The organism is Minwuia sp. IMCC3060 (assembly GCF_029909435.1).
In the GTDB taxonomy this organism is placed as follows: domain Bacteria; phylum Pseudomonadota; class Alphaproteobacteria; order Minwuiales; family Minwuiaceae; genus Minwuia.
The window spans coordinates 3748337-3760614 of sequence record NZ_CP123782.1; the positions used below are offsets into that span (position 1 = coordinate 3748337).

The 12278-nt window shown below is 67.6% G+C and carries 12 protein-coding genes; 8 read left to right on the forward strand and 4 right to left on the reverse strand.

Annotated elements, in window-relative coordinates:
- The first annotated feature begins 4 nt into the window (after positions 1–4).
- The 3 genes from QGV54_RS17565 (at position 5) to QGV54_RS17575 (ending at position 3247) form a co-directional block, all read left to right on the forward strand.
- A complete protein-coding gene (locus QGV54_RS17565; protein ID WP_281020001.1) occupies positions 5–1018 on the forward strand; it encodes an asparaginase in 1014 nt (337 codons plus the stop codon).
- Positions 1019–1124: 106 nt separating this feature from the next.
- Positions 1125–1979: an SDR family oxidoreductase gene (locus QGV54_RS17570; RefSeq protein ID WP_281019347.1), complete on the forward strand. Its 855-nt coding sequence runs from the start codon at positions 1125–1127 to the stop codon at positions 1977–1979.
- Positions 1980–1999: 20 nt separating this feature from the next.
- The gene (locus tag QGV54_RS17575; protein ID WP_281019346.1) at positions 2000–3247 is read left to right on the forward strand and encodes an MFS transporter; all 1248 of its coding nucleotides are present in this window, start codon (positions 2000–2002) and stop codon (positions 3245–3247) included.
- On the opposite strand, the gene ubiB is transcribed toward QGV54_RS17575, so the two are convergent.
- Together ubiB and ubiE are read right to left on the reverse strand one after the other, a co-directional pair.
- On the reverse strand, positions 3237–4787 hold the full coding sequence (gene ubiB, locus QGV54_RS17580; protein WP_281019345.1) for a 2-polyprenylphenol 6-hydroxylase: 1551 nt from the start codon (positions 4785–4787) through the stop codon (positions 3237–3239). The two genes, QGV54_RS17575 and ubiB, sit on opposite strands and share 11 nt — an antisense overlap.
- A gap of 3 nt (positions 4788–4790) precedes the next feature.
- Positions 4791–5558: a bifunctional demethylmenaquinone methyltransferase/2-methoxy-6-polyprenyl-1,4-benzoquinol methylase UbiE gene (gene ubiE, locus QGV54_RS17585; RefSeq protein WP_281019344.1), complete on the reverse strand. Its 768-nt coding sequence runs from the start codon at positions 5556–5558 to the stop codon at positions 4791–4793.
- Between the two features lie 47 nt (positions 5559–5605).
- Here ubiE and mutM point away from each other — a divergent pair, with 47 nt between their 5' ends.
- Genes mutM through QGV54_RS17600 form a run of 3 tightly spaced genes read left to right on the forward strand, consistent with a single transcriptional unit; the run spans position 5606 to position 7602 of the window.
- Positions 5606–6436, forward strand: coding sequence for a bifunctional DNA-formamidopyrimidine glycosylase/DNA-(apurinic or apyrimidinic site) lyase (gene mutM, locus QGV54_RS17590; RefSeq protein ID WP_281019343.1), 831 nt, complete (start codon positions 5606–5608; stop codon positions 6434–6436).
- Positions 6433–6780, forward strand: a complete 348-nt coding sequence (locus QGV54_RS17595; RefSeq protein ID WP_281019342.1) for a hypothetical protein — start codon at positions 6433–6435, stop codon at positions 6778–6780. Before mutM ends, QGV54_RS17595 begins: the two co-directional genes overlap by 4 nt.
- A 45-nt stretch (positions 6781–6825) precedes the next feature.
- Positions 6826–7602 (forward strand): enoyl-CoA hydratase, encoded by a 777-nt coding sequence (locus QGV54_RS17600; protein ID WP_281019341.1) that lies wholly within the window; start codon positions 6826–6828, stop codon positions 7600–7602.
- Between the two features lie 50 nt (positions 7603–7652).
- Here the strand turns inward: QGV54_RS17600 and QGV54_RS17605 are convergent, their stop codons facing one another.
- On the reverse strand, positions 7653–8318 hold the full coding sequence (locus QGV54_RS17605; RefSeq protein ID WP_281019340.1) for a glutathione S-transferase family protein: 666 nt from the start codon (positions 8316–8318) through the stop codon (positions 7653–7655).
- Between the two features lie 95 nt (positions 8319–8413).
- On the opposite strand from QGV54_RS17605, the gene QGV54_RS17610 reads away from it, so the two are divergent.
- Both QGV54_RS17610 and QGV54_RS17615 read left to right on the forward strand, forming a co-directional pair.
- Positions 8414–9688, forward strand: coding sequence for a beta-ketoacyl-[acyl-carrier-protein] synthase family protein (locus QGV54_RS17610; RefSeq protein WP_281019339.1), 1275 nt, complete (start codon positions 8414–8416; stop codon positions 9686–9688).
- Positions 9689–9693: 5 nt separating this feature from the next.
- Positions 9694–11208 (forward strand): AMP-binding protein, encoded by a 1515-nt coding sequence (locus tag QGV54_RS17615; protein WP_281019338.1) that lies wholly within the window; start codon positions 9694–9696, stop codon positions 11206–11208.
- 14 nt (positions 11209–11222) lie between these two features.
- On the opposite strand, the gene QGV54_RS17620 is transcribed toward QGV54_RS17615, so the two are convergent.
- Positions 11223–12248 carry an alpha/beta hydrolase gene (locus QGV54_RS17620; RefSeq protein ID WP_281019337.1) on the reverse strand — a complete coding sequence of 342 codons (1026 nt, stop codon included), beginning with the start codon at positions 12246–12248 and terminating at the stop codon, positions 11223–11225.
- Between the last annotated feature and the right edge of the window lie 30 nt (positions 12249–12278).

A 12278-nucleotide genomic window follows, 5' to 3' on the forward strand; every position in this document is an offset into this window, starting at 1 on the left:
AGTGATGAGCAATTCCGCGCCAATCGAGATCGTGGCCACGCGTGGCGGCGTGGTCGAGAGTACGCATCAGGTCCATGCCGTCATCGCCGGCCCGGACGGCGTCGCGACGCATGTCTTCGGCCAGGCCGACAGGCCGACCTTCCCCCGTTCGGCGATCAAGGCCATGCAGGCGCTGCCGCTGGTCGAGAGCGGTGCGGCGCGGGCATATGGCCTGTCGCCTGCAGAACTGGCACTTTCCTGCGCCTCCCACGAAGGCGAGGAATTCCATGTCGGTGCGGTGGGCGCGTGGCTGACACGCCTGGGCCTGACGGAGGAGGCGCTTGTCTGCGGGCCGCAATGGCCGCGCCGCCTCGATGACCAGGCGACGCTGATCCGCGAGGGCCAGCAGCCGGTGCGCCGCCACAACAACTGCTCCGGCAAGCATTCGGGCATGCTGACCACCGCGCTGCACCTGGGCGATCCGGTGCGCCACTATCAGGACCGGCGGCATCCGGTCCAGCAACGGATCTTCGCTGCCATCGGCGAGATGGCGGACGTCGACCTGTCCGACACGCCGTTCGGCATCGACGGCTGTTCCGCGCCCAACCCGAACCTGCCGCTGTCGGCGGTCGCGGTGGCTGCAGCACGACTGGCTGAAGGCGATACGGGGCGGCTTGGCGCGACTCGGGCAGAGGCGTGCCGCACCCTCTGTCATGCCATGCAGGCCCACCCGGAGATGATCGGCGGGACGGAACGCGTGGATACCGACCTGATCCGTGCCTCCGGCGGGCGCATCCTGTCGAAGACCGGGGCGGAAGGCGTCTACGTCGTCTATCTGCCGGAACGGAAGCTCGGCATCGCGCTGAAGGCGGAGGACGGGGCGTCCCGTGCCTCGGCTGCGGCCCTCTGGTCGGTGCTCGATACCCTCGGGCTGCTGGATGACGGAATCCGCACGGCCATGACCGGCCATTGCCGCCCGCCGCTGCGCAACTGGGACGGGCTGGTCACCGGGCAATTGCTGGACGCGCGGGAACTCTGACCCCCTGCCATCGCACCGGCATATCCGGCCCGCATTCATGCGTGCAGACGAGTCCCCGCGCAGAAGGTAGGTTCGCAACCAGGACTGCTGAAGGGGAGGGCACGCCATGGCCACAGAGGCAAAATACGGATTCACCGAAGCCGACATGCTGGAAACGCCGCTGTCGTTCCGCGACGGACTGTTCGCGGGCAAGACCGTTCTGGTCTCCGGTGCCGGCAGCGGGTTCGGCAAGGCCATGGCCATCGTCTTCGCCCGGCTGGGGGCCAGCCTCTACCTCTGCGGCCGCAAGCAGGAGAAACTGGACCGCACGGCGGAGCTGATCGCCGGGCTGGGCCGGGACGTGGAGACCCGTGCGCTGACCATCCGCGACGCGGAAGCCGTCGACGACATGGTGGGCGCAGCCTTCGAGCGGTTCGGCGGCCTGGACCTGCAGATCAACAATGCCGGCGGCCAGTTCGCGCAGGACGCCATCGACTTCTCCGTCAAGGGCTGGAACGCGGTGATCGACACCAACCTGAACGGCACCTGGTACATGATGCAGGCGGCGGCGAAACGCTGGCGCGACCGGGGCCAGCCGGGCAGCATCGTCAACATCACCGCCAGCGTTGATCGCGGCATCCCGCAGATGGCCCATACGGCGGCGTCCCGCTCCGCGGTCAACACGCTGTCGAAGACCGTGGCAACCGAATGGGCCCCTTACAACATCCGGGTGAACTGCCTCGGCATCGGCACGATCGCCAGCAGCGGCTTCGAGAACTACACCGACGCAGGACGCGAGACCTTCAAGGATTCAAATCCCATGAAGAAGGTCGGGGATCTCTGGGACGTGGCGGAGACGGCGGTCTTCGTCGGCGGCCCGACAGGCAAGTTCATGAACGGCGAGATCGTGCATGTGGATGGCGGTTCCCGCATGTGGGGCGACCACTGGGGTGCGGGACGCCCGGCCTACTTCGAACGCTGAGACGAACCGGATACCCTTGCTTGAACTCCTATCTCTCCTTCATCGCCGCCAACCGGCGCTTCCTGTCGTTCGGCGTCACGGCGGCGTTCCTGTCCAGCTTTGGCCAGACCTTCTTCATCGCCCTGTTCGGCGGGGCATGGCGGGCGGAGTTCGGGCTCAGCCACGGTGACTTCGGGACGCTCTATTCGCTGGGCACGCTCTGCGCCGGACTGACGCTGATCTGGCTGGGACGGAAGATCGATCATGTCGATCTGACCCGCTACACACTGATGGTCTCCGCCGGACTGGCGGCGGCCTGCCTACTGACCGCGATCGTTCCCTCCGCCATCTTCCTCGGCCTTGTCTTCTATCTGCTGCGCCTGACCGGACAGGGGCTGATGAGCCATGTCTCCATCATTGCCATGGCGCGCTACTTCGACCGCGCACGGGGCAAGGCGGTCAGCCTGGCGGCCCTGGGGCATCCGCTGGGGGAGGCCATCTTTCCCCCCATGGCGGTCATCCTGCTGGGTCTGATTGGCTGGCGCTGGACCTGGGGCGGCTTCGGCATCGTGCTGCTGGTCGGGGTGGCACCGCTGATGATCTGGCTGCTGCGCGGACAGGCGGAACGGGAGACGGCGCGACAGGCCGGTCTGACCGACGCGATGCAGGCAGGCGCCCGCCCTGCCCGGTCCCGCACCCTGTCGGAGGTCGTGCGCGACCCCGTCTTCTACCCGCAGGTCCTCGCCATGATGGCCCCGGCCTTCATCTCCACCGGCCTGTTCTTCCATCAGGTGCATCTGGCTGAGGTGAAGGGATGGAGCCTGGAATGGCTGGCGAGCTGCTTCGTCGGTTTCGCCATTGCCCAGGCCCTGTCCAGCCTGATCACGGGCAACCTCGTCGACCGTGTCGGCGGCATCCGCCTGCTGCCCTTCTACCTGCCGGCGCTGGGTCTCTCGGCGCTGAGCCTGATCGTCACCGACCATGCCCTGGGGGCGCTGGTCTACATGGTTCTGGTCGGCACCACCGCCGGTGCCGGATTCACCCTGATGGGCGCGGTATTCGCCGAGATGCACGGCACCGGCCACCTTGGCGCGATCCGCAGCCTGATCCAGGCCACGATGGTGATGGCCACCGCCGCGTCCCCGATCTGTTTCGGCCTGCTGCTGGATGCCGGGATCAGCTTCGACATGCTGGCGGCGGGCTGTGTGGGCTATGTCGCCGTCGGTGTGGTGATCCTCAGCCTGCTGCAGCCTGCCCTGCGCGCACGGCGCGACGCCCTCACCAGATAGCGTCACCGAGCAGCAGCGCCACGAGAAGTCCCCCGGCAACACCGGCAATTCCGGCAGCCACCGCCCAGCCAGCCGTCACCGAACCCGGCGTTTCCGCCGGTTTCACCTCGACCGCCTCCATCCGGTCGAAGGCCCGCTCCGCCCGCTCCAGCAGGCGCGGCACCTTCTCCACGATGTCCAGGGTGTCGGTGATGAACCCGGCGATCCGCGCCTCCGGTCCCAGGTTGTCCCGTGCCCAGCCCTCGATCACCGGCTGCGAGGCGCTCCAGAAGTTGATGTCCGGATCGATGCCGCGCGACACGCCCTCCACCGTCACCATGGTCTTCTGCAGCAGCAGCAGCTCGGTGCGCGTCTCCATGGCGAAGGTCTCGGTCACCCGGAACAGCTGCGCCATCAGCCGCCCGATGGAGATCTCGCTGACCGGCTTGCCACGGATCGGCGCACCGATGGAGCGGCAGGCCTGCGCGAAAAGATCGACGGAAGTCTCCGGCGGCACGTAACCGGCGGCGATATGCACCTCAGCCGCACGGCGATAGTCCCCGGCGATGAAGGACCCCAGCATCTCCGCCATGAACAGTCGGGTACGGTGGTCCAGACGCCCCATGATGCCGTAATCGACGGCCACCACCGTGCCGTCCGGATCGACGAACAGGTTCCCCTGGTGCATGTCGGCGTGAAAGAAGCCATGCGCCAGGCTCTGGCGCAGGAAGATGCGAATGACGCGTTCCGCCAGCGCCGGACGGTCAATCCCGGCGGCATCCAGCGCCGCATTGTCGCCGATGGGCACGGACTCGATCCGTTCCATGGTCATGACACGGCCTGCCGTGCGTTCCCAGTCGATCAGCGGCGTGCGGAAGTCCGGGTCCTGCTGGAAGACCTCCCCCATCTCGTCGGCGGCGGCGGCCTCCAGCCTCAGATCCATCTCCAGCGCCACGGACTGCTGCAGGGTGCGGACAATGTCCACGGGACGCAGCCGTTTCAGTTTCGGGTCGGCGCGCTCCGCGATCCGGGCGAGCCAGAAGAACAGGTCCATGTCCTGCTGCAGCTTCTCCTCGATGCCGGGGCGCAGCACCTTGACGGCGACCTTCGCGGGGCCTTCCGGGGTGGCGACGGTCGCGAAGTGGACCTGGGCGATGGAGGCGGCGGCGACGGGCTTGCGCCCGAAATCGACGAAAAGATCCTCCAGCGGGTGTTCCAGTTCGCTTTCGATGGTCTGGCGGGCCTCATCGAAGCTGAATTCGGGCAGCCGGTCCCGCAGCCGCCCCAGGTCATCGGCAATGCCTTCGCCCAGAAGATCGGCGCGGACGGAGAGCGCCTGCCCCAGCTTGATGAAGGATGGCCCCAGATCCTCCAGCGCCGCGGCCAGCCGCTCCCCCGGTCGCCGGTCGCGATTGCGCCGCGACCGTCCCGCGAACAGCCGCGCCAGACGCAGCACCAGCGGGGGGGCGTCCAGCCGCTCCAGCGGGAACAGGGCGTCATGCTTCTGCAGGGTCCGCGCAATGAAGACCAGCCGCGCGACATAGGTCAGGCGTCTGATCATCCGCTAGATTCGCCAGCCGCGATGGATGGCGGCGATTCCCCCCGTCAGGGCATCGAAACCGACCCGTCGCAGTCCCGCGTCGCTGATCATGGCCGCAAAGTCATCCGGTGCCGGAAAGCGGCGGATGCTCTCCGCCAGATACTGATAGGCGTCCGGGTCGTCGGCGATCATCTTGCCGATGCGCGGCATGGCCTGGAACGACCATGCGTCATAGAATGGCTTCAGCGCCGCCGCCGAGACGGTGGAGAATTCGAGGCAGAAGAAACGCCCGCCGGGCCGCAGCACGCGGCGGATCTCCCGCAGCGCCAGGTCGATGCGGGTCACGTTGCGGATACCGAAGGCGATGGTGACCGCGTCGAACTGCGCATCGCCGAACGGCAGCGCCTCGGCGTCACCCACGGTCCAGTCGATGCCCCGGAACAGGCCCTGATCCAGCAGCCGGTCGCGCCCGACCTGCACCATGGAAGGGTTGATGTCGCACAGCGTCACATGGGCCGCGCCATCGGTGCGGCGGTGGATCAGCCGCGCGATGTCGCCGGTGCCGCCTGCCAGGTCCAGCACCTTCTCCCCCGCCCTGGGACGCAGAGCGGTGACGAACCGGTCCTTCCAGATGCGATGCACCCCCAGCGACAGGACATCGTTCATCACGTCGTAGCGTGCCGCTACGGAATGAAAGACCTGCCCCACGAGCCCGGCCTTCTCCGCCTCCGGCACCTCCCGGAAGCCGAAGGAGGCCATGGATTCACCATCGCTGTTTCGTGTCTCGACCATGCGGCGCACCATAGCGGAGCCGCCGGGGCCACGCTACAGTGCCCCCCATGCCGGAGCTTCCCGAAGTAGAGACCGTTCGTCGCGGGCTGGACCGTCGCCTGACAGGGCGGCGCCTGACCCATGTGGCCGTGAACCGGCCGGACCTGCGCTTCCCGCTGCCCCCCGATCTGGGCGTACGCCTGACGGGCCGCCGGGTGGAGGCCATGCGCCGCCGCGCCAAGTACCTGCTGTATGATCTGGACAATGGCGAGACCCTGATCGGCCACCTGGGCATGTCGGGGCGGATGCATATCCATGATGCCCGCCCCAACAGTCAGCAGCCGCACGAGCATATCGTCTTCACCGTCGATGACGGCACGGTGGTGATCTTCCAGGACCATCGCCGCTTCGGCTATTTCGATCTCTGCCCGACCGCCGCGCTGGACGATCACCGCTTCTTCCGCGATCTGGGACCGGAACCGCTGGGCGACGCCTTCTCCGGCGCCAGCCTGTCCGCCGCCATCGCCACGAAGCGCACCCCCATCAAGTCGGCCCTGCTGGACCAGCGCGTGGTCGCCGGGCTGGGCAACATCTATGTCTGCGAGGCGCTGTTCCGCGCCGGTATCTCCCCCACCCGGCTGGCCATGACCGTGTCCGGCCGCCGCGCCGCGCGCCTGGTGCCGGAGATCAAGGATGTGCTGACGGAGGCCATCGCGGCCGGCGGATCGACGCTGCGCGACTATGTTCAGGCCTCCGGCGAGCTTGGATACTTCCAGCATGACTTCCGCGCCTACGGGCAGGAGGGGAAGCCCTGTCGCAAGCCGAAGTGCCGTGGCACCATTGCCCGGATCGTCCAGTCGGGGCGTTCGACCTTCCACTGTCCGGTGTGCCAGCGATGAAACAGGTCCCGCTGATCCTTCTGTCCCTGATCCTGTTCGCGGGCAGCGCCCTTGGCGAACCCTGGCTGGACCAGCTCGAGATTCCGCTGGCGGAAGGGCTGGTGGAGGATGACGCGGCGGGTACGGTCTTCGAGACCGCCACGGGCCGCGTCGTGGTGGTGGAGGCGCGCGGCGATGTTGCGGCGGCGACAGTGGAGCAGTACTACGTGCGGGTGCTGCCGGAGCTTGGCTGGCGCGCCATCGGGGCAAACCGGTTCCTGCGCGATGGCGAGGCGCTGACCCTTGCCGTCACGGCCAGCGACGGGGAGACACTTGTGATTTTCCGGCTTTCGCCCGAGGGCTGAGCCAGACCGAACAGTCAACTGACACGACCATGGGGAGACCTGAAGATGAGCTATGGATGCATCCTGACCGACACGCGCGGTCCCGTCGGCCTGATCACGCTGAACCGGCCGGACGCGCTGAATGCGCTGAACAAGCAGCTGATGGACGAACTGTCCCAGGCGCTGGACGGCTACGAGGCGGATGACGCCATCGGCTGCGTGGTCATCACCGGCTCGGTCAAGGCCTTCGCCGCGGGCGCCGACATCAAGGAGATGCAGCCCAAGTCCTACATGGATGCCTACAAGGAAGACTTCATCACCGCGAACTGGGAGCGTGTCACCCGCTGCCGCAAGCCGGTCATCGCGGCAGTGAACGGCTACGCACTCGGCGGCGGCTGCGAACTGGCGATGATGTGCGACTTCATCCTGGCCGGCGACGGTGCCAAGTTCGGCCAGCCGGAGATCAACCTGGGTGTCATCCCCGGCTCCGGCGGCACCCAGCGCCTGACCCGCTTCGTCGGCAAGTCGAAGGCCATGGAGATGGTGCTGACCGCGCGCATGATGGACGCCGAGGAGGCCGAGCGTTCCGGCCTGGTGAGCCGCATCATCCCCTCCGACGATCTGGTGGAGGAGGCGCTGAAGGTCGCCACCCGCATCGCCGAACTGTCCCGCCCGTCCGTCATGATGGCCAAGGAAGCGGTGAACAAGGCCTACGAGAGCATGATGCGCGAAGGCGTGATGTTCGAACGTCGCCTGTTCCACTCCCTCTTCGCCACCGACGACCAGAGCGAGGGCATGGCCGCCTTCGCCGAGAAGCGGAAGCCGAAGTTCACCCACAAGTAGGCTGCAGGGAACGGGTGCCGCCGGATGTGCGGCACCCCACCCCACTCGCGTCAGAGCGCGTCGATGTCGCTGATCGCCCAGGTCTCGCTGGCCGCGCGTTCGGACCATTCACGCATCAGCGGATGGTTCATCACGGCGGCGCAATAGGCTGTCGCCTGCGGATCCAGCGGTGCGCCATAGCTGACGAAGCGGCTGACCACGGGCGCATACATGGCGTCCGCAGCGCACCAGTCACCGAACAGGAACGGTCCGTCGTCCCCGGACCCTTTCGCGCCGAAACGCGCCCGGCAGTCGGCCCAGATGGCGCTGATCCGGGCGATGTCCGCGGCGACGGCGGCGTCAGGCGCCAGTGCCGGCCCCTTGCGTTTCAGGTTCATCGGCCAGGCCCCGCGCAGGGCCTGGAATCCGGCATGCATTTCCGCCGAAACCGACCGCGCCACCGCGCGGGCCGCCGCATCGGCGGGCCAGAGACCGGCATCCGGTGCCTGCTCCGCGCAATATTCCGCAATCGCCAGACTGTCCCAGACGGTCAGACCGTCCACCACCAGCGTCGGCACCTTGCCGGAGGGTGAATGCTTCCCGATCGCGGCAGCCGTGTCAGGTGTGCGCAGGGGGATGACGATCTCCTCCACAGCCAGTCCCGCCTGGCGGACCAGCAGCCAGCCGCGCAATGACCAGGACGAATAGATCCGATTGCCAAGCACCAGGGTGGCCATCCCGAACTCTCCTGCACATGAGCCATGCGCGTCTCCATCTGCCGGTTCACGCGCGTCCGGTTGCGGTTTAGCATTGGCTCAAGGGGAGGACTACCATGGAAGCAATCGCGATCACCGGCACCGGTGTCGTCTCGTCCCTCGGCAGCAATGTGCCGAAGTTCCACACCAACGTCATGGCCGGGGCTACGGGTATCGGCGTGGCCCCCTGGTATGATCCGGCGCGGGATCCGCGCAAGATCTTCTGGGGCGTGGTCACCGACTTCGACCCGGACGACTGGATGTCGCCGAAGGTCGCCGAAGGCTCCGACATGTTCGCCCAGTTCGCCATAGCCGCCGCACGCCAGGCAATGCAGCAGGCGGGACTGGATGGCGGCGGCTTCGACGCGGAACGGACGGGTGTCGTCCATGGCACCTCCGGCGGTGGCGTCCGTGCGTTCCAGAAGGCGCAGTACATGCTGGATACCCAGGGACCGACGGCGGTGCCGCGCAAGACCCAGCTTCAGGTCTGGGCCAACATGGCGGCGGCGCAGGTGGCGCTGCATTACAGGCTGCACGGCCCCAATCTGACCGTGACCACCGCCTGCGCCAGTTCGCTGGATGCCATCGGCACGGCGGCGAACCTGATCCGCGCAGGCGAGGCCGATGTGATCGTCGCGGGCGGCACGGAGGGCGGGCTGGCCCTGTCCGACGGCACCCAGGACGGCGATTTCGTGCCGGCCATGTACTACGCCGGCGGCGCCTATGGCATGGAGGGACCGATCGAGGACCCGAAGCGTGCCATGCTGCCCTTCGACGTCAACCGCTCCGGCATCGTGGTCGGCGAAGGCTCGGCAATGATCGTGCTGGAACGGGAAAGCCATGCGAAGGCCCGAGGTGCCAGGATACTTGGCTACCTGCGCGGCTATGGCTCGCTGGCCGACAGCTATCACCCCTCCTCCCCCGACCCGAGCGGGGAATGGGAGGCCCGCGCCATGCAGAAGGCCCTGCGCAGCGCCGGAATCGGCCCGACCGATGTCGGTGGCCTGTTCGCCCATGCGACGGCCACACCGAAGGGCGACACGGCGGAGATCAATGCGATCAACCTGGTGCACGGCAAGGCCTCCGGTCGGGCGGCACCGCTGCCGGTCACCGGGCTGAAGGGCCACACCGGCCATTCCGGGGCCTCATCGGGCGGCATGGCCCTGATCGAGGGGCTGCTGGGCATGGCCGATGGCCGCTTCGCCCATACCGCCAATACCACGGACCCCGATCCTGCCGCCGAGTTCGAGATCGTCACGGGCCGTCCGAAGGACCTGGATTTCGATGTGGTGCAGGTCAATTCCTTCGGCTTCGGGGGGCAGAATGCCTCCATGATCGTGACACGGAGCTGATCGCCATGCGCCTGACCCTTGCCGAGACCATCCTCAACCGCTGCATCAATCACCCCGACCGCATCGCCATCGAGGTGCTGCAGGGCGGCCCGACGCTCACCTACGGCCAGGTCCGGGACCGCATCCTGGCGCTGGCCGACGCGATCGCCGGGGTGGGCGCCGGACGGCACGGCCGGATGGTCGGCATCCTGCTGCCCAACGCGTCGGATCACGTGCTGGCCTACATGGCCTGTCAGTGGGCCGAGGCCGGGGCGGTGCCGGTGAACAGCCGCATGGCCCCGCCGGAGATGCAGTTCGTGATCGAGGATTCGGACGCCAAGCTGATCCTTGCCGCCGAACCCTACATGGAGGCGGCGCGGACCCTCGCGGCTGCCACCGGTGCCACCGTGATCGATGCCGACAGCATCGATACGCCGGACCGGTCCGGTCCGCTGGTGTTCGGCGAATCAGGGCGCGGCGCGGAACATGCGGTGGTCGGCTATACCTCCGGCACCACGGGTTTCCCGAAGGGTGCGCTCTATTCCAACGACCACTACCTGACATCCTGCATGCGCTGGGGCTGGGAGTTCGGCCTGACCGCCCGCGACGTGATGCTGGTGCCGGGGCCGCTGTTTCACCTGTCCTATGCCGGGCTGTCCTTCGCGGCGCTGGCCATCGGTGCCCGCATCCGCATCATGCAGAGCTTCGAGGCGCCGCTGGCCATGGAAGAGCTGGCGAAGCGGAGCACCTTCGCCTTCCTCGTCCCCTCCATGACCACGATGATCGCGGAGGAATGGCGCAGGCAGGACTGTCCGCCGATCAGTGCCTTCCGCTTCATGATCTCCTCCGGCGCGCCGGGACCGCTGTCCCTGACAAAGCAGTGCCTGGAGATGTTCCCCAACGCCCAGATCGCGGAGGCCTATGGCTGGACGGAGGGGGGCTGGGTCACCTTCGAGGTCAAGGACCGGGAGACCCTGCTGGCCCATTCGGTCGGCTGGCCCACCTTCGGCAACGAGGTCGCGGTATTCGACGAGGCGGGACAACCCTGCCCGGTGGGCGAACCGGGGGAAGTCGGCGTCAAGGCGCTGACCCATTTCTCCGGCTACCTCGGACGCGACGACGCGACGGAGGCCGCATGGCACCGCCCGGAGGGCCACGCGCAGGGCTATGTCATGTCCGGCGATGTCGGCATCTGGCAGCCGGACGGGCGGCTCTGCATCGTGGACCGGAAGAAGGACATGATCATCTCCGGCGGGGAGAACATCTATACCGCGGAGGTGGAGCGCATCCTGCACGAACACCCCGACATCATCGAGGCGGCGGTGGTCGGCCTGCCCGATGACCGCTGGGGCGAACTGGTCACCGCCATGATCGTCAGCCGCGACCCGGAGCTGCAGCCGGACGCGGTGGAGAAGTTCTGCCGCGAACGGCTGGCGGGCTACAAGGTGCCGCGCCGGGTCATCGTGACGGCTGAACTGCCCCGCAACCCCATGGGCAAGGTGCAGAAGTTCCGCATCATCGAGGCACTCACGGGCACCTGAGACCGGTCGCCTGTTCAGAGGCCCCAGTGACGCCGGGCGTAGTCCGCACCTTCGCGGATGGCTTCCAGCCCCTCCGGGATCGCCTTGGTCAGCATCATGAAGCCATGGATCTGGCCCGGATATTCGTGGTGCGTGGTATGGACCCCGGCATCGCGCAGGCGGTTGGCGTAGTCCAGCGCCTCGTCGCGCAGCGGATCGAACCCGGCGGTCTGGATCAGTGCCGGCGGCTGGCCTTCCAGACTGTCGGCCAGCAGGGGGGAGGCGCGCACGTCCTTCCCGTCCGATTCCTGCGTCAGATACTGGTCGCGGTACCAGATCACCCGGTCGCGCGGGATGATCGCGCCCTCGACGAATTCATCATGGGAGGCGGCGGTCATGGCAAAATCGGTGGCCGGATAGATCAGCCACTGGAAGTCCGGCACCGGCTGTCCCGCGGCTGCGGCCTGCTGGCTGACCGCAATCGAGAGATTGCCCCCCGCCGAGTCACCGCCGACAGCCACCCGTGCCGGATCGCCACCGATCTCCGCCGCATGCTCGCGCAGCCAGCCATATGCGGCGATGCAGTCGTTCAGGCCACCGGGAAACTTCGTCTCCGGCGCCAGCCGGTAGTCGATGGCCACCACCATCGCCCCGGACCATCTGGCGAAATGGGCACAGAGACCATGGTGCGATTCCAGGTCACCCTGGACCCAGCCGCCGCCATGGAAGAAGGCCAGCACCGGCAGCGGCCCGTCCCTGTCGGCATAGACGCGCGCATTCACCGGCCCCTCGGCCCCCGGCACCTGAATGTCCTCGATCCGCTTCAGTTCCGGCGCGGGCGTGTCGAGCAGCTGCACCAGCGTGCGGATCTGCTGGCGCAGTTCCGGCAGCGGCGGGAAATAGCCGGGCACGCGGACGGAGCGGGAGAATTCCGCCACCACCTGCGCCTTGGGGTCCATGACACGGCCCTTGCTGCGTTCCCGCTTGCCCTCCAGCATCGGCAGGATCTGTTCAGCCGGCATCAGGCAGTGCTGCAGTTCGAAGGCGGGTGTGTCGGTCATGTCAGTGCTCCCCATGTGCAAACCGGGCGG

Bases quoted from the DNA above. Each gene is read 5' to 3' on its own strand.
- QGV54_RS17565 (WP_281020001.1), top strand. From the start codon at position 5: ATGAGCAATTCCGCGCCAATCGAGATCGTGGCCACGCGTGGCGGCGTG.
- QGV54_RS17570 (WP_281019347.1), top strand. From the start codon at position 1,125: ATGGCCACAGAGGCAAAATACGGATTCACCGAAGCCGACATGCTGGAA.
- ubiB (WP_281019345.1), bottom strand. From the start codon at position 4,787: ATGATCAGACGCCTGACCTATGTCGCGCGGCTGGTCTTCATTGCGCGG.
- ubiE (WP_281019344.1), bottom strand. From the start codon at position 5,558: ATGGTCGAGACACGAAACAGCGATGGTGAATCCATGGCCTCCTTCGGC.
- mutM (WP_281019343.1), top strand. From the start codon at position 5,606: ATGCCGGAGCTTCCCGAAGTAGAGACCGTTCGTCGCGGGCTGGACCGT.
- QGV54_RS17595 (WP_281019342.1), top strand. From the start codon at position 6,433: ATGAAACAGGTCCCGCTGATCCTTCTGTCCCTGATCCTGTTCGCGGGC.
- QGV54_RS17600 (WP_281019341.1), top strand. From the start codon at position 6,826: ATGAGCTATGGATGCATCCTGACCGACACGCGCGGTCCCGTCGGCCTG.
- QGV54_RS17605 (WP_281019340.1), bottom strand. From the start codon at position 8,318: ATGGCCACCCTGGTGCTTGGCAATCGGATCTATTCGTCCTGGTCATTG.
- QGV54_RS17610 (WP_281019339.1), top strand. From the start codon at position 8,414: ATGGAAGCAATCGCGATCACCGGCACCGGTGTCGTCTCGTCCCTCGGC.
- QGV54_RS17615 (WP_281019338.1), top strand. From the start codon at position 9,694: ATGCGCCTGACCCTTGCCGAGACCATCCTCAACCGCTGCATCAATCAC.
- QGV54_RS17620 (WP_281019337.1), bottom strand. From the start codon at position 12,248: ATGACCGACACACCCGCCTTCGAACTGCAGCACTGCCTGATGCCGGCT.